Raw genomic sequence first — 20734 nt, forward strand, 5'->3', positions numbered from 1 at the left:
TCGTGAGCGTCCGTAAAGTACTCAGAGGAGAAGTCGTGAATCCTTTGCTATCTGTTGTGGAACGCAAGCTTGAGGCCTTGCCCGTCCCTGTCCAGCTGGTTTTGCCTGACGGCGCCGTGCTGGGGCCGCCCGATCCGCGCGTCCGCTTCGTGGCGCACGACAAGACGGCGCTCGCCCACCTGGCCGAAGGCGCCGTGGGCGTTCTGGGGCAGGACTATGTGGAAGGCCGCATCGACATCGAAGGCAATATGCGCGATGTGATGGCCGCGGCGTCGGCGTTGCTGCCGGGGTCGCCGGTCGATGCCGCGCGCGGCGGCTGGCTGACGGAGCTGGTCCGCAAGGTGATGTCGGTATGGCGGCATTCCGTGGAGCGCGACGCCAAGCAGATCGAATTCCATTACGACCTGTCCGACGACTTCTACGCCCTGTGGCTGGATCCGCGCCGGGTTTATTCCTGCGCCTATTACCGCACGCCGGACATGACGCTGGCCCAGGCGCAGGAGGCCAAGCTCGATCACATCTGCCGCAAGCTGCGGCTGCACGCGGGCGAGCGTTTTCTGGACGTGGGGGCGGGGTGGGGCGGATTACTGCTGTGGGCCGCCGAAAACTACGGCGTGGACGCCACGGGCATCACGCTGTCGCGCAACCAGCACGCGCACGTCACGAAACTGATCCAGGAAAGAGGCCTGGCCGGCCGGGTCCGTATGGAATTGCTGGACTATCGCAAGCTGGACGAATCCACGCCTTACGACAAGATCGCGTCGGTGGGCATGTTCGAGCACGTGGGCCGGGCGCAGCTTGAAGGCTATTTCGCCAAGCTGCGCCGCCTGCTCAAGCCGGGCGGCCTGATCATGAACCATGGCATAACCGCGGCCGGAGTCTATAACCCCGAGCTGGGCAACGGGATGGGCGAGTTCATCGAAAAGTACATTTTCCCCGGCGGCGAACTGACCCACATCAGTGTCGTCATGGAAGCCATGACCAATGGCGGGCTGGAAGAGGTGGACGTGGAGAACCTGCGGCCGCACTACGCACGCACGTTGTGGGCGTGGAGCGATGCGCTGGAGGCCCGTTTGCCGGAGGCCGCGCAGGTGCTGGGCGGCGAGCAGGGCGCGCGGTCGCTGCGGGCGTACCGGCTGTACCTGGCCGGCTGCGCCATGGCGTTCGAGCACGGCTGGATCGCCTTGCATCAGATCTTGGGCCAGCCCCCGGCGACTGGCCGTCCGGACGAGCTCGACCATCCGGCGGACCTCTCCTATCCGTGGCGCCGCGACTATATGTATGGCGGCGACGCTGACCGCTGACGGTTGCATGCGGTACCGGGCCGACCCAGCGGACGTTTTAGCTGAACACAGGCTGAAAATGGATCGAAAACCCCCATTTCAGGAAGCCGAAACCGCGCTTTTCGGCCCTTCTGGAACGCGCAGTACGTATTAATAAGAACAAAATATTTACTGAATGTATCTATGGTTTGAGAGCGAGTTTTCTTAGGGGAATTTCGTAATCCCCCTCTAGTCGATGGGGGTTATCCCGTAGCTTTTTTGCCAGGAATGTATCTGTTTTGTTCAGGCTGAGGGTTGGGCGGCGCAGCAATTTCGTTTAAGATGCTGCCTTCTTCGTTCAGTTTGTTCACTTTCTGCGGGTTTTCAAAAACCTAGTTTTTGAAGCTCCTGTCTTAGCAAGATTCCGCACCGCTTGCGGATTTTCTTGTCGCTAGTGTCGGTTTGTATTGGCGGTTCTGCCCGTCTTCCGCACAACCCCCTTAGCTCCATGGCACTTCCGGGCCAGACCCGGCGTGTGTCCCTGAACCTATGGAGGCAAAAGCCAAATGCGTTTTACCCCTGTCAAGACCCTGGCCGCCGCGGCCGTTCTGTTTGCGTTTGCCGGCGCGGCCCAAGCCGCCGACGCACCGCAATGCGAAATCAAGCGTCCGGTCAATTTCGGCGCCATGAACTGGGAATCCAACCTGGTCCTGGTTGATGTCGAACGTTTCATCATGGAAAAGGGCTACGGTTGCAAGACCGAGACCCTGCCGACGGAAACCTTGCCCGCCCTGGCCGCGCTGGAGCGCGGCGACCTGGATATCAATACCGAAATCTGGCTGAACAGTGTGGCCGATCCCTGGGATCGCGCCGAAAAGACCGGCCGCGTCAAACGCATCGGCGACCTCTACATGGGCGCCGAAGGCTGGTACATCCCCCGCTACACCGCCGAACGCCTGCCCGAACTGAAGTCCGCGGCCGATCTGCCGAAGTTCAAGGACAAGTTCAAGGACCCCGAAGAGCCCGGCAAGGGTCGCTTCTATGGCTGCCCGGCGGGTTGGGGCTGCGAGATCACCAGCAACAACCTGTTCCACGCGCTGAAGCTGGACGACAGCTACACGCTGTACTCGCCCGGCACGGGCGCGGCGCAGAAGGCGGCGCTGATGTCGGCGTACAAGCGCAAGCAGAACGTGGTCTTCTACTACTGGTCGCCCACGCCGCTCGTCGGCGCGATGGATCTCGTCAAGCTGGACATGCCGCCCTTTGACGCCGAAAAGCACAAGTGCCTGACGTCGTCCAAGTGCGCGAACCCCGAGCCGAGCGCCTATCCCGACAATCCCGTCTTCACCGCGGTGAACACCAAGTTCTCCGAAGAAGCGCCCACCCTGACCGCCTTCCTGGCCAAGGTGTCGGTGCCGCTGCCGGTGATCAATGAAACGCTGGCCCACATGGAAGAGTCGGGCGACGATTCCAGCACCGTGGCCAAGTGGTTCCTGAAGAACAAGCCCGACGTCTGGACCAAGTGGGTCCCCGCCGACGTCGCCGGGCGCGTCCAAAGCGCGCTGTAACGCATCGTGGTGCAGGCCTCGCGCCGCTTCGGCGCGTGCCGGCCCGGCCAGCAGGAAAGTCTTCCGGCTTGTCGGGCCGCCTCAAGGGAAAAAGCCCCGTGCGGGCAAGTTGCCCTGGGCTTTTTCCCCTGGGATGGCTGTTTGCCGGACGCCCGCGTCCGGACGCAAGCCGTTGGCGCCGTCCGTCCGGCCGCCTGGTTGCCTCAACGAGGCCGCTTGGCTGCCTGGACATCCGGTCTTTCGGACTATCCGGCGGCGACCGCTGCCGTAAGCGCCCCAGAATGGAGTCGAAACAATGTTTCCTGAAATTATTCCCGCCCGTCAGGTAAGGGCGGCGATCGACGGGTTCGTCGATCACCTGGTCACCAATTACGCGGACACGCTCGAGACCCTGTCTCAGCCGGTCCTGCACGCCTTGGTGTGGTTGGAGCAACTGCTGCGCAATTCGCCCTGGTGGGCGGTGGTCGCCGTGACCGTGGCCATCGCGTGGGGCGTCAGCCGCCGCATCGGCCTGAGCCTGGCGATGGGCGCGCTGTTGTGCGTGATCGGCGTGCTGGGCCTGTGGGACGCCGGCATGCAGACGCTGGCGCTGATGATCATGGCAGCCGGCTTGTCGGTGCTGATCGGCATTCCGCTGGGCGTGCTGATGGCGCGCGTGAACTGGCTGCGCTCCATCATGCTGCCGGTGCTGGACGTGATGCAGACCATGCCCAGCTTCGTGTACCTGATTCCGGTTGTGATGCTGTTCGGCCTGGGCAAGATCCCCGCCATCATCGCCACCGTGATCTACGCCGTGCCGCCGCTGATCCGCCTGACCGACCTGGGCATCCGCCTGGTTGATCGGGAAGTGCTGGAAGCCTCGCGCGCGTTCGGCGCCAATCCGCGCCAGCAATTGTTCGGCGTGCAGTTGCCGCTGGCCTTGCCCAACATCATGGCCGGCATCAACCAGACCACGATGATGGCGTTGTCGATGGTGGTGATCGCGTCGATGATCGGCGCACGCGGCCTGGGCTATGAAGTGTTGCTGGGGATCAACCGTCTGGAAGTGGGCCGCGGCCTGCTGGCGGGCTTGGGTATCGTGGTGCTGGCCGTGCTGTTCGACCGGATCACGCAATCGTATGGACAGCGCATGCGCATGGGAGGCCAGCGATGAGCAAGATCGAGGTCAAGAACATCTACAAGGTCTTCGGTTCGCATCCGAAGAAATGGCTGCAAGCCGCCCAGAATGGCATGAGCAAGGAACAGCTGCTGGCCGAAAGCGGCCACACGCTGGGCCTGCGCGACATCAGCCTGTCGATTGAAGAGGGCAGCATCTATGTCATCATGGGCTTGTCGGGTTCCGGCAAGTCGACGCTGATCCGCCACTTCAACCGCCTGATCGAGCCCAGCGCCGGCCACATCCTGGTCGACGGCGTGGACGTGGTGAGCCTGAACAAGCGCGATCTGGAAGTCTTCCGCCAAAAGAAGATGAGCATGGTGTTCCAGCGTTTTGGCCTGTTCCCGCACCGCACGGTGCTGGACAACGCCGCGTACGGCCTGACCGTGCAAGGCGTGGGCAAGGCGGAACGCGAGAAGCGCGCCCGCGACTGGCTGGAGCAAGTAGGTCTGGCCGGCTTTGAAAACCAGTATCCGCATCAGTTGTCGGGCGGCATGCAGCAACGTGTGGGTTTGGCGCGCGCGCTGGCGACCGATGCCGAAATCCTGCTGATGGACGAAGCGTTCTCGGCGCTGGACCCATTGATCCGCCGTGAAATGCAGGATCAGCTGCTGCAGCTGCAGGCCAAGCTGAACAAGACCATCGTGTTCATCACGCATGACCTGGACGAGGCCCTGCGCCTGGGCAACCGCATCGCCATCCTCAAGGACGGTGAACTGGTGCAGGAAGGCACGCCGGAAGACATCCTGCTGAACCCGGCCAATGACTACGTTCAGTCGTTCCTGCAGGACGTGAACCGCACCAAGGTGCTCAACGCCACGCACGCCGTGAATCCGGCGCGCCTGACGCTGACCATGCGTTCGCGTCCCGCGCACGCCCTCGACCGCATGCGGGCGATGGACTACGAGTATGCGCCGGTGCTGGACGGCAAGCGCCTGGCAGGCGTGCTGACGGCCAAGGCGGCCGAGGAAGCCATCCAGCAAGGCGCACGCGACGTGTCGCGCTTTGTCGAAGACCTGGCGTCGGTGCCGGCTACGGCGGGCCTGGGTGAAGTGTTGGCGCAACTGGTGCACAGCGACCAGCCGGTTGCCGTCACGGGCGAGGACGACGAGTTCCTTGGCATGCTGTCGCGCAAGAAGGTCGTCGAGCTGGTGACCCCGGCGCTGACCGAAACCGCGGCGTCGCCGGAAGGCGCCCCAAGCGAGCTGGAAGCCCAGCCCGCTCCCGAGCACCGGGGCGAAGCGGCCTGACCGCATCGGCACCGCGATAGGGCGCCCGGCGCCCGGACTTTGCCCGCCTGCAATCGCTTGCACGCGGGCAAAGTCGCTATATGATGGCTGGCCGGTCAGTTCGGCCGGACTCCTGCTATTCGAAAAATCGGAAGCCGTCATGCCAATCTTGAATGTCCAGATCCTGCAAGGCCACTCGGCCGCCCAAAAGGCCGCGTTGCTGAAAGCCGTTTCCAACGCCGTAGTGGAAAGCATCGCCGCGCCGCTGCCCAGCGTGCGCATCGTGCTGCAGGAAGTGCCTGCTGAAAACGTGATCGTGGCCGGTGAAATCGGCAAGCGCATGGTGCGGGTGGACGCGGCGCTGATCGAAGGGCGTGACGAAGCCAAGAAAGCCGCGCTGATTGCCGCGGTGAACCAGGCCGTCTGCACCAGCATCGATATTTCGGGCGAAGACGTGCGGGTGCTGATCCGCGACGTGCCCAAGGTGGACATGGGCGTGGCCAACGGCATCAGCGCCAAGGCCGCCGGTCGCTAAGCGGGGCGCGCCGAGCGGGGCGCGTCAGGCCAGTTGGTCGGACGTGATGACGTGCATGCCGGGCGGCGCGTTGATGGCCGCCTCGAGCATCGCCTGCGCGATTGCGTGGGCCGGGTTGATCCGCCAACGGCGCGGCAGCAGCGGGCCCAGTAGCGTCAGTGCGCCGACGGCGGCGCGTTCGCCAAGCCGGAACTCGGCGCGCCGGCCGCCGATCAATCCGGGCTGCACCAAGGTCAGCGACGCGAAGTCCAGGCCGGCCAAGTCACGTTCCAACTCGCCCTTGACCCGGTTGTAGAAAAAGCGCGACGACACGTCGGCGCCGATGGCCGAGTTCAGTACATAGGCGGAAGTGCCGTGATGGCGGGCCAGCCTGGCCACGGCCAGCGGATAGTCGTGGTCGACCTTGCGGAACGCAGCTTCGGAACCTGCGGCGCGCATGGTTGTGCCCAGCGTGCAGATCACGGCGTCGGCGCGCCACCAGTCGGCGTCGTGCGGCAGGCGGTCGAAGTCGACCACGGGAGACTGCAGCTTGGGGTGCGCCGGCAGCGGGCGCCGGGCGATCGAGATCACGTCCGTCACGCGCGGATCGGCCAGGGCCTGGTCCAGCACGTGGCGGCCGACCAGGCCGGTCGATCCGATCAGAAGCAGCTTCATGGAAGACTCCGGGTTGGCGTTACGCCGTGGTGTCGCCCGCCGCTTCGGGCTGATAGACGATCTCTTCGATCGTGGCGGCATGCTCGGTCTGATTGGGGGCGGTCCAGGTGATGCGCTGGCCCTGGCGCGAGCCGATCAGGCTCAGCCCTAGCGGCGACAACACCGAAACCTGGCCTTGCGCCAGGTTCGCGTCGGCCGGATAGCATAGAGTAACGATCATTTCGTCGCCGTTGGCGTTCAGCAGGCGCATGCGCGAGCGCATCGTCACGATGTCCGGCGTGACGTCTTCAAGGGTGATGATGGGCGCGGAATCCAGAATGTCCTGCGTGGCGTCGATCGCATCGCGCGAAAGGCCGGCGGCGCTGCCGGGGCGGGTGATCATGCCCAGCAGGCGGGCGTGGTCCAGGGCGGTGATCAGTTTGTCTTGCGGCAAGGCGTTCATGTCGATTCTTCTTAGACGTATGGCCCCCTCGGCAGAGACTTTTCAGGCTTGCACGGGTGGGGCGATGGAGGTAGTGACAGCGCTATCGGGAAAAGAAGGTCAAGCAGCGCCGCAACGAAGCGTATCGATTGAAGCCGGTCTGAAGGGGGGCGCCGCCGTCACGGTGGACGGCGGATACGCACCCTGTTCCGGGGAGCGCCCACGCGGGCGGGTTCAAGCGTCGTTGCGACGCAGGTTGTCGCGCGGTGGGCGCCCAATCTGCTGTCGGCAACAGCCAAGTATATAGGCCATTGGCAGATCAGCCCTTGATGAAGGCCAGCAGGTCGGGATTGATGACCTCGCCATGCGTGGTCAGCATGCCGTGCGGAAAGCCCGCATACACCTTCAGCGTGCCGTTTTTCAGCAGTTTGACCGACAGCCGGGAAGAGTCGTCGATGGGCACGATCTGGTCGTCGTCGCCGTGCATGACCAGGGTGGGGACGGTAATGGCCTTCAGGTCTTCGGTCTGGTCGGTTTCCGAAAAGGCCTTGATGCCCTCGTAATGCGCCTTGGCCGAGCCGATCATGCCTTGCCGCCACCAGTTATTGATGACGCCTTGCGACACTTGCGCGCCCGGGCGGTTGAACCCGTAAAAGGGGCCGGACGCCACGTCTGTGAAAAACTGGGCGCGGTTCGCAGCCAGCGCCGCGCGGAAACCGTCGAATACCTCGATCGGCGTGCCGCCCGGGTTGGCATCGGTCTTGACCATCAAGGGCGGCACGGCGCTCACCAGGATGGCCCGGGCGACCCGGCCCTGCGGCTGGCCGAACTTGGCGACATAGCGCGCCACCTCTCCGCCACCGGTCGAATGGCCGATGTGGACGGCGTTGCGCAGATCCAGGTGCTCGGCCACCGCGGACGCATCGGCGGCGTAGTGGTCCATGTCGTGGCCATCGCTGACCTGGCTGGAACGGCCGTGGCCGCGGCGGTCATGCGCAATGACGCGAAAGCCCTTGGCGACGAAGTAGAGCATCTGGGCGTCCCAGTCGTCGCTGGACAAGGGCCAGCCGTGGTGGAACATGATGGGCTGGGCCGTCTTGGGGCCCCAGTCCTTGAAATAGATCTGCACGCCGTCGGGGGTAGTGATGGTGCTCATGGTCAGTGACTCCGGGAAGAGGCAGGGGGAGGGGAACCGCGGGGATGGCCGGGCCCTGGCGCCAGCCATCCTGCAGCGTAGCCGGCATGGCGACCCGGAGCTTGTACGTTATCAAGCAAATTTGGATGAAATCAACCTTGGCGGGGTATTACGCCTGGCCGGTGGCAGCCATCCGCCGCATCTGGCCGAGGGCCGCCACCGCCAGCAGCAGCAACAGGCTGGCGGCCACCACGTAGGGCACCCAAGGGCGTAGCCCGTACAGCAGCGTGCAAGCCAACGGCACGATCACCATCGCCATGCCCTGGACCGCGGTGACCGAGCCGGCCGCGATACCCTGTTCTTCCGGACTGACGGCGTTTGCGGCCAAGGTCTGGATCGACGGGAACACCAGCCCCATGCCTGCGGCCATCAGCGCATAGCTGAGCAGGAAGCCGGCCGTGCCCGGCAGCACCGCGATCAAGAAGAAGCCCGTGCTGGCCAGCAAGGCGCCCGCGGCCAGGCACCGTGCGGCATTCATTTTTCGGGCGCGAGCCAGGGCAAGCTGCACCAGGATCAGCACGATGCCCACCGTGGCCATGGCGATGCCTGCGACGCGCGCGGCGGGGCCGGCTTCCAGGTGCAGGGCGTCCATGGCGTAGAAGCCCACGATCATCTGCGCGGTGATCACGCCGCTCATCGCCAGCAGCATGGCGGCAAGCGGCAGCCGCAGGCGCCGGTCGGACAGTTTTAGCGGCGGCGTGCCGCGGGGCGCGTGCGACGCGTCGGATGGCAGGCGCAGCATCAACCATGCCGTGCCCAGCACCGGCAGGACGGCGGCCAGGTACAACGGAACGATAAGGCTGTCCTTGACCAGCAGCCCGCCGATGGCAGGGCCCAGGACCATGCCGACGCCGTTGGCGGCGCCCAGTTTGGCCATCATGGCGCCGCGCTGCTCAGGCGCGGTGATGTCGGCGATTCGCGCGGCGCTGACGGCGGGCATGGCCGCGTAGAACGCGCCGATCAGGCCGCGCAGGACCAGCAACGCCGCCAGCGCGACCCATGGCGAGGGCGGTTCGGCCAACATCCGGTCCAGCGCCCACGCCAGCAGCAGGTAGCTGACGATGTAGCCGGCGGCCGCGCGCAGCAGCGTGGTCCGGCGCCCCACGCGGTCGCTGCGGCGGCCCCAGTAACGCGCCATCAGCATCCAGAGCAGGCCGGCCACGGTGACGACCAGGCCTCCGTGCCATTCCGCCAGCCCCAGGCCGCGCACGACGGGGCCGATCACGGGCACGAACGCCATCATGGCGGTCAAGCACAGCATATTGAAAACGAACAGGGCAGCGGCTTCGCTGCGGGCGGAAAGCGGGGTGGGGTTCAAGGCGGCGTCTTTGATGAGGATGAAAACCGTTATCATCTTCACCTGGACGTGGATGCGCTAGCGAATCTGCGCCGGCGATGGCGGAATTGAGGAAATATGGGCTATCAGCTTCGGACGACCCGCGCGACCGACGGTCCGCTGACTGCGGAGGACATGTTGCGTCTGATGCCGCCTGACTGGGCTGACATCCGCACGGAACACGAACTGGCGGGCGGCGTGTCCATCGGCTGCTATGACGGCACCCCCGTCACCGACTGGGCCGTCGAGGGCACCGCTGTCCCCAGCATGGGGTTGGCGATCATCCTGGAAGGGCAGTTCGGCTTGGGCTTCGAGGGGGGCGCCCCGTTGCATGTCAAACCGGGCACCGTGATCCTGCATTCCACCGACGCCCTGGTGACTGGGTGGGACGAATTCAAAGGCCGGCGCGCGATCCGCACCGTCGACATCCGGTTTTCGTCGGATGCCGTGCGTCCGATCTGGGAGCAGGTGCTGCTGACTGCCCCTGGCGGCATGCTGGCCGACGATGCCAGCGTGCCGGACAGGGGCGCGCATCTGGCGGTGCTGCCGGCATGGTCCTGCATCGCGCGCATCGCCGGCGAGATCCTGAGCTGGCGCCACGACCGCAGCGAGATCGCCGCGCTGTACCTGCAGGGCAAGGCCAACGAGGCCCTGGCGCTGACGCTCAAGCACGTGAACGACGGCCATCGTGCGCTGCCCCAACCCGCCGACCGCCGCCGGCTGGCCGAGGCCTACCACCGCATTCAGCGCCACTACGCGGACTGCAAGACCGTGCGCCAGCTGGCGCAATCCGTGGGCCTTAGCGAAAAACGCCTGCAGGCGGGATTCCTGTCGCTATATGGCCAGTCGGTGCACGCTTGCCTCCTGGGGGCAAGAATGGATGCGGCGGAAAGCCTGTTGAAGCGCGGCTGCTCGGTCACGGATACCGCCTATAGCGTCGGCTTCGCAAGCCTTAGCCATTTCATCAAGGCGTTCAAGGCGCATCGTGGGAGCACGCCCGGGAATTGGCTAAAGGGCGGGGCATAGGCGATCGATCGGGTAGCGTTGCCGCCCCCAGCCGCCAGCTGCGTGGCCGTGACGCTGTCCTGACACCGTCAATGGTTGTAGCCACGACGGTCCGGGACTAAGCTGCAAGCTTGGCTATCGAAAGCGGCGCTCGTGGATCCGCCAGTCAGCAACACCGGACCCGCTCGCCGCAAGGAGAGCAGCATGCGGCATGCAGTGGATCTGTCGGGACGCGTGGCGGTCGTCACCGGCGCCAATTCCGGAATCGGGCGCGGTATTGCCCTGGAATTGGCGGCGGCGGGCGCGCGGGTGGTGGTGAACCACCGGCCCAATGAAGACTCCGCGCGGCGCGGCGCAGAGGTGGCGCAGGAAATCGCGAGCGCAGGCGGGCAGGCCGTCACCGCGGCAGCCGATATCAACCGTGAGGAAGACGTCGAGCATCTGTTCCGCGTGGCCGAGGATCATTTCCAGGGCGTCGACATACTGGTCAACAACGCCGGCATCGAACAGCCGGCCGCCATTCAGGACATGACGCTGGCCCAATGGCAAAAGGTGATCGACACCAACCTGACGGGCCAGTTCCTCTGCGCCCGCGCTGCGGTACGGGCATTCCTGAACCGCACGCCCCAGCCGCCCGCTGACACGGCGGCGGGCAAGATCATATTCATCAGTTCGGTCCACGAAGTCATTCCGTGGGCGTTCCAGTCCAACTATGCGGCGTCCAAAGGCGGCGTGTCGCTGCTGATGCAGTCGCTGGCGCAAGAGTTGGCGCCGATGAGGATCCGCGTCAATTCCGTGGCCCCCGGGGCGATACGCACGCCCATCAATGCGCCCGCCTGGAACACGCCGGAAAGCCTGGCGTCGCTGCTCAAGCTGATTCCGTACGGCCGCATCGGAGAGCCGGAAGACGTGGCGCGTGCCGTGGCGTGGCTGGCCAGCGACGATTCCGACTACGTGACGGGGTCAACCTTGTTCGTGGACGGCGGCATGACGCTTTATGCCGCCTTTCGCGGCGCGGGTTGATCCGATGTCCAAGCCCCTTGAAGACTATGGCTTGATCGGCAACATGTTGTCGGCTGCGCTGGTGGCGCGCGACGGTTCCATCGACTGGCTCTGCCTGCCGCATTTCGATTCCCCGGCGTGCTTCGCGGCTTTGCTGGGCGACGACAGCCATGGCCGCTGGCTGCTGGCGCCCAGCTTTCCCGACGCGATCACCACGCGTCGCTACCTGCCGGAAACGGCGGTGCTGGAAACGCGCCATGAAACGCCGGACGGCGTGGTGCGCGTCTACGACTTCATGCCGCTTAGCGATGATGAAGAACGGGTGGACGTCGTGCGTATCGTGCAGGGCGTATCGGGCCGCGTGGACATGCGGATGGAATTGACGCTGCGCTTTAACTACGGGCAGGCGGTTCCCTGGGTGCGCCGGCGCGATTACGGGCTGAGCGCCATAGCCGGGCCGGACGCCGTCGAGCTGCATACGGCCGTGCCGCTCACCGGCCGCGACATGAAGAGCGTGGCCGAATTCACCGTGCGGCAGGACGAGACCGTGCCCTTCACCCTGTCGTATCACCGTTCGCACAAGACGCCGCATTTCGTGCCGGACCGCCTGGAAAGCATGGACCGCACCATCGCGTGGTGGCGCGAATGGGCCAAGCGCTGTCATTGGGAAAATGGCCCGGGGGAACGGCGAGACGCTGTCGTGCGATCGCTGATCACCTTGAAACTGCTGACCTTTCAGCCTACCGGGGGCATCGTCGCGGCACCCACGACGTCGCTGCCCGAGCAATTGGGCGGCAGCCGCAACTGGGATTACCGGCATTGCTGGCTGCGCGATTCCGCCCTGACCTTGTATGCGTTGTTGAATGCCGGCTATCGGGAAGAAGCCGAGGCCTGGCGGCAATGGCTGTTGCGGGCGGCGGCCGGCCATCCCAACCAGCTGCAGATCATGTACGGCATTTCCGGCGAGCGCTGGCTGCCCGAACACGACATCCCCTGGCTTCCCGGGTATGAGGCAAGCGCGCCCGTGCGGCTGGGCAATGCCGCGGCCGGGCAGATGCAGCTGGACGTGTATGGCGAACTGATCGAGACCCTGCATGCCGCGCGCGTGGCCGACCTGGCCCCGCTGGCCGAAGCGTGGCGCATGCAGAAGGTGTTGCTCACGCCGCTAGAGGACCTGTGGCGCGAGCCTGACCATGGCATCTGGGAAGTGCGGGGGCCGCGCCGCGCATTCACGCACTCGCGGCTGATGTGCTGGGTGGCGCTGGACCGCACCGTGAAATCCTGCGAGCGCTTCGGGTTGGAAGGCCCCGTGGACCGCTGGCGGGCGCTGGCTGACGAGATCCGCACCGATATCTGCACGCATGGCTATGACGCCAAGCGCAATACGTTTGTGCAGTACTACGGTGGCACGGCGCTGGACGCCAGCCTGCTGCTGATTCCGCAGGTGGGCTTCCTGCCCGCCGACGACCCGCGCGTGACCGGCACCGTGCAAGCCATCGAAAGCGAACTGCTGCGCGATGGCCTGCTGCTGCGCTATTCGACGCAGCATAGCGACGATGGGCTGCCGGGCGACGAAGGCGTGTTCCTGGCGTGCAGCTTCTGGCTGGCCGACGCCTACATCATGCAAGGCCGGCTGGACGACGCGCACCGCCTGTTTGGCCGCCTGCTGTCATTACGCAACGACCTCGGGCTGCTGGCCGAAGAGTACGACGTGGCGCGCAAGCGGCTGGTGGGCAACTTCCCCCAGGGCTTTTCGCACATCGGGTTGGTCAATACCGCCTATAACCTGAGCGCCGCCGGCGGGACGGCGCACCAGCGTTCGTCCCGCGACGCGCCGCAGGAATAAGCCAGCGCGTCCGCCGCGCAATCCATCCCGCCCAGCACCGGCATGCCGCGGCCCATGGCCGTCTCAGGCCATGAGCTGGTAGGCCAGGGCAAGCGTCAGCAAGAGAATCGTGCCCAGTATCCACAGCATTGCGGCCAAGGCGATCGCGAGCGGAACCCGCATTCGGTGAGGGGCTTGCACGGCATGGACCACCGGCACCGGCAGCCCGTCCGGCGGCGGGGGCAAGATGCCGTCATTGGCGGCATCGCGTGGGTCGGCATATTGGCCTATCGAACTTTCCGGCCCCATGCGGACAACGATCATGATGTTGCCAGCCGGGGTCGACGTTAAGGCAGGTTGGGGGGAATTCATGGCGATCACCGCTGTCGAGCAAGTGAAACTTTGATCGGGGACCGAAGTCTCCCCCGGTCCGTGTGCATGTCTGGCGGGCATGCCTGCTTAAGGCGCCTTCTTCACGCTTTGTTCCAGCGACTTGGCCATTTGAAGATGCTGCTCAAGTGTCGGAAGCGTTTCGGTGGCAAATTGCTTGATCTCGGGATCCTTTGCCTGGTTCGACGCCTCCTGGAAGAGCTTGACGGCGTCCTCGTGGGCCGAAACGCCGATGCTCTCGGCATAAGCCTTGTCGAAGCCGTCGTCGCGCAGGCCCAGGGTCTTCAACTTTGCCTGTTGCACCAGGGACGGTTCGGTAGGGGCGTCATAGCCCTTCTTCTTGGCCAGGGCGGCCAATTGCTGGCCAGCCTTGCCGTGGTCGTCAATCATCTTCTGCGCAAATGTCTTGACCTCTGCGCTACGGGCTTTCTCAAGGGCCAGCTTGCTGCCTTCGACTTCCATATGCCCGGCCTGCGCGGCATTTTCCAGAAAATCGCGATCTTTACTGTCCAGTTTTGACTCCGCCGCCATCGGCGGGGTAGCCGTCTGGGCCATGGCGATAGGCCCGCTTCCTAGTGCCGCGACGGCAAGCAGGGTGGCGGTGAGATAACGAGTATTCATGAATGTCTCCGGAGGCGGCGCACGGTGCCCGCGAGGCGGGCAGGGGGGGTAGGTCGTCCGGAAGGCTTAGCAAGTAGCGTGCCCGGGCGTGCCGGGCACGCGCGAAAGCTCTCCCGGTACTTCCTGCGGCGCTTGTAAGAAATGCCCGGTGGCCCACGTTCCCGGGCGGGGTTGCCCGGGGCATTGCTGCACCGCGACGGGTGGCACAACGCTTGCTGGTCCAGTGTCCGAGTTCCCCGCGTGGAGACATTGCGCAAAGGGGAAATATCGCTATTCCCAGGAGGCTCGACATGAACCATGACCAACGATATCCGTGGCGGGATGAGGACGACTTCAACCGGGATCCCGGCAGTGGCAACACCCGCGACCCCTACCGCCAGGCGCAGCAGCCCGGCCGGTCCGGCAGGCAGGCGCCGCGGGATTCCGTCAACGACGTGCGGCGCCAGCAGCATGCGGGTGCGGGGGACCAGGAGCCGTGGCGCGACCCGGCACCTTCGTTCGGATATCAGGGCGAAGGCACGAGCCGCGCGCCCGGTACCCGTGAAACCCGGGGAGGCGTACGCAGCCGCAGCGCGGACCCCGGCCAAAGCAGCTATGGCGGCTTCAGGAACCAGGACCCGTCGTACCAGCGAGAGCAGGTGTACGGATCGGGCAGCCCCTCCTATAGCGGCCCCACTTCTTACGGCGACGAGGAAGGCGGCTATTACGGCGACCGCCCGCAATGGGCGGACGAGCCGGAAGCGTCTTTCGAAACCGCGGAGCGCGGTGGCTACAACTGCGGGCCGACCGCCTGGCGCGACCGCGGTTCGCGGCGGACGGATCCCAAAGGCTATACGCGCTCTGATGAACGCGTCCGGGAAAACGTGTGCGAGCACTTGGCCCACAGCGGCCTGGACGTGAGCGACGTGTCGGTGGCCGTGGCGGATGGCTGCGTGACACTGGAGGGAACCGTGCGAGACCGCCGCACCAAGCATCGCATTGAAGACTGCACGGACGCATGCGCCGGCGTGCAGGACGTCGACAACCGGATCCGGATTGCCGGCGTGGGGGGAAAGGAACCGGCGGCGACATGACGCAATAGAAATTCCCGCCCACCACGCGCTGCACCCCGCTATCGCAACGAACAGGAAAGACGCTATGAAAACCAAACCGAACAAACCCGATCCGACCGCCGACGACACTCCCCGCGAATCGCAAGCGAGTCACGGCGACACGCAAAACCGCACGAAGAAGCAAGGCCACGTCTCGCAGATCGGGACGGGGCAGGATCAGCAGAGCCAGCGTAACCGGGGTGGAGGCGCGCGCAGCAAACCCTGAATCGCGACGATCGGCCCAGATGGCATGGGCCTGGCCGCCTCCGGTGCCGACGGGTAGGCGCCGATCGCATGGCAGCGCTACAAGCCCAGCGTCAAGAGCATCAGGAAGGTGCCGAACAGGATGAAGTGCGTCATGCCCTCGATGGCGTTGGTCTGACCATCGTTCAGGTTGATGGCGGCCACCAGCAGCGTGGCCAGCATCATCAGCGTCTGCACGGGCGTCATGGCCAGGTCGATGCGTTGGCCGGAGAACAGCGCCATGGCCTCCATGGCGGGCACGGTGAGGATGACGGTGGACAACGAGGCCCCCAGGGCGATGTTGACCACCGACTGCATGCGGTTGGCCAGTGCGGCGCGCAGTGCGGTCAGCATTTCGGGCGCGGCAGAAATGCCGGCCACGATCAGTGCGATCAGCCCGATGGGCACATTGATGCCTTGAACGCTGCGCTCGAGCGAATGCGACATCAGTTCTGCCAGAAAGCCCACGGCGATGATGCCGAACGCCATCATGGCGGCCGAGTATCGCCAGCCGGGGGAACCTGAGGCGGGCGTGTTGGCGCGCGTTTTCTTGTCGGGATAACTGTAGCTGAAGAAGTAGCTATGCGGCCCGGTTTGCATGCGGAGAAATACGCTGTAGAGCAACAGCATCGCCACGATGGTGAAGGCGCTATAGGCCTGCCAGTCGGACTGGGGAACGAATTCGGGAATGATCATGGACACCGTGACGGCCGTCAGGATCATGACGCTGTAAGTGCGCGCGGAATCATCGTTGTAAGCCTGTTCGCCGTGCTTGAATCCTCCGATGAGCGCGGCGACACCCAGGATGCCGTTGATGTCGAGCATGACGGCCGAGTAGATGCTGTCCCGCACTAGTGTCGGCGAACCCGTCTTGGTCGAGACGATGGCCAGCACGATCACTTCAACCAGGACTGCCGACAGCGTCAGGATCATACTGCCGTAGGGATCGCCCAGCTTCTGGGCGATGCGTTCGGCATGGCGCGCCACGTTTAGCGACGCGGCCAGGATCGCCGCGATAAGAAGGACCGTCTCCAACAAACCGGCGAGTCGGCCGAAGTCGGCCAGGCGGCTGTCGATCGCATATCCGGCAACGGCGACCGCGCAGGCTAGAAGCAGGAATTTCTCAGACTGCAGAATGGATTTCATCTGGACTCGGCAGGCGGGAACTCCAGCGAGGCTAGCACGCAGGCAACCCTGGCGGGAAGGATGGCGGCAATCCCGATCCCACCTCGACCGCAGGCTAGTTGTTCTTCAGTACGTCTATCAGCAGTTCCAATGACCATGGCTTGGGCAACAGCGGAAAGGCTTGCGTCTCTGCATGGCGCAAGCGCCCGTCAGCGCCGGTGGTCAGCGCCACCCGGATGTGCGGCCACGTCTGGCGGACTCTCTTCGCCAATTCCAACCCGTCCAGGCCCGCCATTTCCACGTCGGTGATCATGAAGTCGACGCCGCCGTTGCTTCTTTCCAGGAGGCGGAGCGCCGACTCGGCGTTTGGCCGCAGCAGGACTTCATGTCCGATGTCCTCGAGCAACGATCGAAGTATGGCGCCCACGCTTGCGTCGTCCTCGACCAGCAGGATTCGTTGCTGCGAGGTCCGCGGGGTGTCCGTCGACGCCGGGGTGGTTCCCGGAAGTCCCCCGCTGAGCCCGTCTTCGGGAATGAGAACGGTGAAGGCGGACCCTTTGCCGACCTCGCTGCTGACCCTCACGTCGCCACCCGATTGCTTCGCGAAACCGAAGACCTGGCTCAGGCCCAGGCCCGTTCCCTTATCCGCCGGCTTGGTGGTGAAAAACGGTTCGAACACATGGGAGAGAATCTCGGGAGTCATGCCGAAACCCGAGTCGCGCAACTCGATTTCGACGCACGGCAGTCCGGTCGGGATCGCATCGCCTGCCGAGAGGGTCGAGATTTGCCGCCGCACCGCAACGATCAGGCGTCCACCGGTCGGCATGGCGTCGCGCGCGTTTATCACAATGTTCAACAGGGCGTTCTCAAGCTGGCTGGGATCGGCGCAGATGTACAGGGGGTGTTCCGGGAACTGGTACTCGATCCTGATCGCGGCGCCCACCGTCGTTGCGAAGATGTCACGCATGCCATCGATACAGCTCCGGACCTCGAACCGGGCGGGCTTCAGCGGCTGACGCCTCGAGTAGGCAAGCAGCTGCGCCGTCAGATGGCTTGCCCGCTCGACTGTGGCGGCAACCAGGGTGGCCAGCTGCTTGCGCTTGTCGTTGCCCACTTCGGGTTTGCTCAGCATTTCCGTTGCAAAGCGGATCGTGGTGAGGAAGTTGTTGAAGTCGTGCGCGACGCCGCCGGTAAGGCGTCCCAGGGCTTCGAGCTTCTGCGCATGGTGCAGTGCATCGTGCGCGGCATCGATGTCTTCCTGGGCCTTTTTCTTGTCTGTGATGTCGCGCGTGATCTTGGCAAAGCCAAGCAGGTTGCCATCGTCATCGTGAATGGCGTCGATGACGACGCTGCACCAGAACTTCCGGCCGCTCTTGTGAACGCGCCAGCCCTCGGCTTCGAACCGGCCCTCGCGGCGGGCGGTCTCCAGCGCCTTTTGCGGGACGCCCACCAGGCGGTCTTCATCCGTATAGAAAAGCGAAAAGTGCCGGCCTATGACCTCGTGCGAGGCGTAACCCTTGAAGCGCTCCGCGCCTCTGTTCCAACTGGTGATGCGGCCCTCGGTGTCGACCAGATAGATGGCGTAGTCCATCACTGCCTCGACCAGCAACCTATAACGGCTTTCGCCGGCGAGCGTCAGGGCGGGATTAGCGCGGGTGGGCGGGGGCATCACGTTTCCTCGATAAGCGCGTGGCGCCTCGGGTATGCAAATTGCTGCCCACGCCATTCAATGCGGGGGCAACACCATGAACGCCATAGAACGAGTTGCGAGATTCATGCTGGAGAATAACCTGACATTGGTCACGGCGGAATCCTGCACGGCAGGGCTGATCTCGGCGACTCTTGCCGATGTCCCCGGCGCGGGCGGCCTCCTGGATTGCGCATTCGTCGTCTATTCGGTGCAAGCCAAACGGCGCTGCCTGGACGTCCCCCAATCGACGCTGTCCGCCCACAACCTGACGAGCGAGGCCGTGGCCCGGGACATGGCGCTTGGGGCGGCCCGCAAGAGCCCGGCGAATGTGGCGGTGGCCAATACCGGGGTGACGGACGACACCGACGACCGTATCCCAAGCGGCACGCAGTGCTACGCGTGGGTCTTCAAGACGGGGCAGGCGGACGCCAGCCCCGTCGTGTATACCGCAACCCGACGATTCGCCGGCGATCGCAACAGCATCCGCAGGGCCAGCGCCGAGTTCGCCCTGCAGGGCATCGTGGACCATTTCGTGCAACATTCGCCCATGAAGGGGGGCCTCGCCCGTTCGCGCTTCGGGGCGGCCTGACCCTGATCGCAGGGTATTCCCGCTACGCTGCAGGCGACGGGCTCCCGCGCTCACGCGCGCAGGCGCCTTCTTGCTGAAGGGCGCGGACGACCTTCTCGGACCCATAGTCCCGCTCGGCGGCCGCGCGGCTCACCTTGCCCCCCAGGAGGTCCTGGCGAATATCGGCCAGCGCGCGGTCGGCCGGCGCGCCATAGCCGCCGCCGCCGGGCGTTTCCAGGCGCACCGAGACGCCCGCCGGCAGCGGGTGGCCCGAAATCTTGTTAGGCAGGCGCTGCTCGTCGGCGTGTCCGGGGTTCTGGATCAGGCGCGAGGTCCCGCCGGTCAGGCCTCCATCCAGGCCTGCGGCGCCGAACAGCGCCGCGTCGCAACGGATGGTGCAGGCCAGTTGGTCGTGCAGCGACCGGATCTGGCGCGCGATGCCCATGCCGCCGCGGTACTTGCCCGCGCCGCCGGTGTCGTTCACCAAGGCGTATTCGTCGACCAGCAGGGGGTACTCGATCTCCAAGGCCTCGGCGGGCAGGTTGGAGGTATTGGTGACGTTGACCTGGATGCCGTCCATGCCGTCGCCGCGCGCGCGCCCGCCCGCGCCGCCGCCCAGAGTTTCAAGATAGACGAAGGTGCCCTTGCCGTCGCGCAGGGGGCCGGAGAACAGCATGGAGGGCATGACGTCGTTTGACGAGGCCATGCCGCGTCCGGGAGGCAGCAACTGGCCCAGGGCGCCGATCACGGTGCCGGCCACGCGCTGCGCGGTGGTCACGCGCGCGCCCACCGCGGCGGGAAAGACCGGATTGGTGATCGTTCCTTCGGGCGCGCTGATGGTGATGGGCTGGAACAGGCCGTTGTTGGGCATCAGCTCGGGGTCGAGCATCGCCTTGACGGCGAAGTACACGCTGGCCCTGAGCGCGCTGGCCGGCAGGTTGAAGGCGCCGCGCGCCTGCTTGCCGGTGCCGGTGAAGTCCACGTGCAGTTGGCCATCGCGCGCCTGCACGTTGGCCTGGATCACCACCGGCTCGCCGCCCATGCCGTCATCGTCCATGCGTTCGGTGAACGACACGCTGCCCTCGGGCAGTTGGGCGATGCGGTTGCGCAGCCGCCGCTCCGTATAGCGCAGGATGCCGTCGATGGCCGACAGCACCGTGTCCAGGCCGGATTGCCGCAGCAGCTCCAGCATCAAGCGAGCGCCCTTGTCGTTGGTGGCGATCTGGGCGCGGATATCGTGCATGCGGTTGTCGGGTTCGCGCGTGTTGTGCGCGATCATCTCCAGCAGGTCCAGGTCCAGCTCGCCTTGCCGCACGATGCGCATGGCCGGCAGGCGGATGCCTTCTTCCCAAACGGTCTTCAGGTGGTGCGAGGTGGAGCCGGGCACGGCGCCGCCCACGTCAGTGTGGTGGCCGATGTTGGCGGCAAAAAAGCGCGGCACGCCGTCGTAGAAGATGGGCGACACGACGGTGATGTCCGGTGCGTGAGTGCCGCCGGCCAGATAGGCGTCATTGCACAGGAACGCGTCGCCCGGGCGGATGCCGGCCACGCCATAGCGGCGCAGCACGGCATCGATGCCGCCCGACAACGAGCCCAGGTGCACCGGCACGTGGGCAGCCTGGGCCACCAGGCGGCCGGCGGCGTCGAACAGCGCGACGGAGCAGTCTTTGCGCTCCTTGATATTGCTGGAGAAAGACGAACGGATCAGCGTGTTGCCCATTTCTTCGGTGATGGACAGCAGGCGGTTGCTGAAGACCTCCATTTCGATGGGGTCGAAGGCGTCGGATTCGGCAGCGGCGGTCAGTGCGGTGGTCATGT

20 protein-coding genes are annotated in these 20734 nt (G+C 65.2%); 11 read left to right on the forward strand and 9 right to left on the reverse strand.

Going from position 1 to position 20734, the window contains the following annotated elements; all coding sequences use genetic code 11:
- Positions 1-35: 35 nt before the first annotated feature.
- From CEY09_RS26240 to CEY09_RS26260, 5 genes are all read left to right on the forward strand, one after another.
- Positions 36-1304 (forward strand): class I SAM-dependent methyltransferase, encoded by a 1269-nt coding sequence (locus CEY09_RS26240; protein ID WP_088590853.1) that lies wholly within the window; start codon positions 36-38, stop codon positions 1302-1304.
- Positions 1305-1828: 524 nt separating this feature from the next.
- On the forward strand, positions 1829-2830 hold the full coding sequence (locus tag CEY09_RS26245) for an ABC transporter substrate-binding protein (protein WP_006223503.1): 1002 nt from the start codon (positions 1829-1831) through the stop codon (positions 2828-2830).
- A 295-nt stretch (positions 2831-3125) separates the two neighbouring features.
- Positions 3126-3983, forward strand: a complete 858-nt coding sequence (locus tag CEY09_RS26250; protein ID WP_006223502.1) for an ABC transporter permease — start codon at positions 3126-3128, stop codon at positions 3981-3983.
- Entirely contained in the window at positions 3980-5236 is a 1257-nt protein-coding gene (locus tag CEY09_RS26255) for a quaternary amine ABC transporter ATP-binding protein (RefSeq protein ID WP_088590854.1), read from the forward strand. The genes CEY09_RS26250 and CEY09_RS26255 overlap by 4 nt, the downstream gene beginning before the upstream one ends.
- A gap of 139 nt (positions 5237-5375) precedes the next feature.
- Positions 5376-5750, forward strand: a complete 375-nt coding sequence (locus CEY09_RS26260) for a tautomerase family protein (RefSeq protein ID WP_006223500.1) — start codon at positions 5376-5378, stop codon at positions 5748-5750.
- Positions 5751-5774: 24 nt separating this feature from the next.
- Here the strand turns inward: CEY09_RS26260 and CEY09_RS26265 are convergent, their stop codons facing one another.
- From CEY09_RS26265 to CEY09_RS26280, 4 genes are all read right to left on the reverse strand, one after another.
- Complete coding sequence (locus tag CEY09_RS26265; RefSeq protein ID WP_088590855.1) at positions 5775-6404, reverse strand: Rossmann-fold NAD(P)-binding domain-containing protein; 630 nt, start codon at positions 6402-6404, stop codon at positions 5775-5777.
- Positions 6405-6423: 19 nt separating this feature from the next.
- Positions 6424-6846 carry a GreA/GreB family elongation factor gene (locus CEY09_RS26270; protein WP_088590856.1) on the reverse strand — a complete coding sequence of 141 codons (423 nt, stop codon included), beginning with the start codon at positions 6844-6846 and terminating at the stop codon, positions 6424-6426.
- Between the two features lie 298 nt (positions 6847-7144).
- A complete protein-coding gene (locus tag CEY09_RS26275; RefSeq protein WP_088590857.1) occupies positions 7145-7981 on the reverse strand; it encodes an alpha/beta fold hydrolase in 837 nt (278 codons plus the stop codon).
- Between the two features lie 148 nt (positions 7982-8129).
- Positions 8130-9374, reverse strand: a complete 1245-nt coding sequence (locus CEY09_RS26280) for an MFS transporter (RefSeq protein ID WP_088590858.1) — start codon at positions 9372-9374, stop codon at positions 8130-8132.
- 117 nt (positions 9375-9491) lie between these two features.
- On the opposite strand from CEY09_RS26280, the gene CEY09_RS26285 reads away from it, so the two are divergent.
- The 3 genes from CEY09_RS26285 to CEY09_RS26295 all read left to right on the forward strand — a co-directional run bounded on the left by CEY09_RS26285 (position 9492) and on the right by CEY09_RS26295 (position 13209).
- Positions 9492-10382, forward strand: coding sequence for a helix-turn-helix transcriptional regulator (locus CEY09_RS26285; protein WP_234818406.1), 891 nt, complete (start codon positions 9492-9494; stop codon positions 10380-10382).
- A gap of 183 nt (positions 10383-10565) precedes the next feature.
- Positions 10566-11384 (forward strand): glucose 1-dehydrogenase, encoded by an 819-nt coding sequence (locus CEY09_RS26290; protein WP_088590860.1) that lies wholly within the window; start codon positions 10566-10568, stop codon positions 11382-11384.
- Between the two features lie 4 nt (positions 11385-11388).
- Positions 11389-13209, forward strand: coding sequence for a glycoside hydrolase family 15 protein (locus CEY09_RS26295; protein ID WP_088590908.1), 1821 nt, complete (start codon positions 11389-11391; stop codon positions 13207-13209).
- Between the two features lie 63 nt (positions 13210-13272).
- On the opposite strand, the gene CEY09_RS26300 is transcribed toward CEY09_RS26295, so the two are convergent.
- Positions 13273-13560: a hypothetical protein gene (locus CEY09_RS26300; protein WP_143219581.1), complete on the reverse strand. Its 288-nt coding sequence runs from the start codon at positions 13558-13560 to the stop codon at positions 13273-13275.
- A gap of 87 nt (positions 13561-13647) precedes the next feature.
- Positions 13648-14199: a DUF4142 domain-containing protein gene (locus CEY09_RS26305; RefSeq protein ID WP_088590862.1), complete on the reverse strand. Its 552-nt coding sequence runs from the start codon at positions 14197-14199 to the stop codon at positions 13648-13650.
- A gap of 290 nt (positions 14200-14489) precedes the next feature.
- Here CEY09_RS26305 and CEY09_RS26310 point away from each other — a divergent pair, with 290 nt between their 5' ends.
- Together CEY09_RS26310 and CEY09_RS26315 are read left to right on the forward strand one after the other, a co-directional pair.
- Positions 14490-15272, forward strand: coding sequence for a BON domain-containing protein (locus tag CEY09_RS26310; protein ID WP_088590863.1), 783 nt, complete (start codon positions 14490-14492; stop codon positions 15270-15272).
- A gap of 64 nt (positions 15273-15336) precedes the next feature.
- On the forward strand, positions 15337-15516 hold the full coding sequence (locus CEY09_RS26315; RefSeq protein ID WP_088590864.1) for a hypothetical protein: 180 nt from the start codon (positions 15337-15339) through the stop codon (positions 15514-15516).
- A gap of 77 nt (positions 15517-15593) precedes the next feature.
- Here the strand turns inward: CEY09_RS26315 and CEY09_RS26320 are convergent, their stop codons facing one another.
- Entirely contained in the window at positions 15594-16679 is a 1086-nt protein-coding gene (locus CEY09_RS26320; protein ID WP_088590865.1) for a calcium:cation antiporter, read from the reverse strand.
- A 94-nt stretch (positions 16680-16773) separates the two neighbouring features.
- Entirely contained in the window at positions 16774-18327 is a 1554-nt protein-coding gene (locus CEY09_RS26325) for a PAS domain S-box protein (RefSeq protein WP_088590866.1), read from the reverse strand.
- A 76-nt stretch (positions 18328-18403) separates the two neighbouring features.
- Between CEY09_RS26325 and CEY09_RS26330 the strand changes: the two genes are divergently transcribed.
- Complete coding sequence (locus CEY09_RS26330) at positions 18404-18937, forward strand: CinA family protein (RefSeq protein ID WP_088590909.1); 534 nt, start codon at positions 18404-18406, stop codon at positions 18935-18937.
- Positions 18938-18959: 22 nt separating this feature from the next.
- Here CEY09_RS26330 and CEY09_RS26335 read toward each other — a convergent pair whose 3' ends face one another.
- Positions 18960-20732, reverse strand: coding sequence for a hydantoinase B/oxoprolinase family protein (locus tag CEY09_RS26335; RefSeq protein ID WP_088590867.1), 1773 nt, complete (start codon positions 20730-20732; stop codon positions 18960-18962).
- Between the last annotated feature and the right edge of the window lie 2 nt (positions 20733-20734).

It is taken from the genome of Achromobacter marplatensis (genome assembly GCF_002209535.1).
GTDB classification, from domain to species: Bacteria; Pseudomonadota; Gammaproteobacteria; order Burkholderiales; family Burkholderiaceae_B; genus Achromobacter; species Achromobacter marplatensis.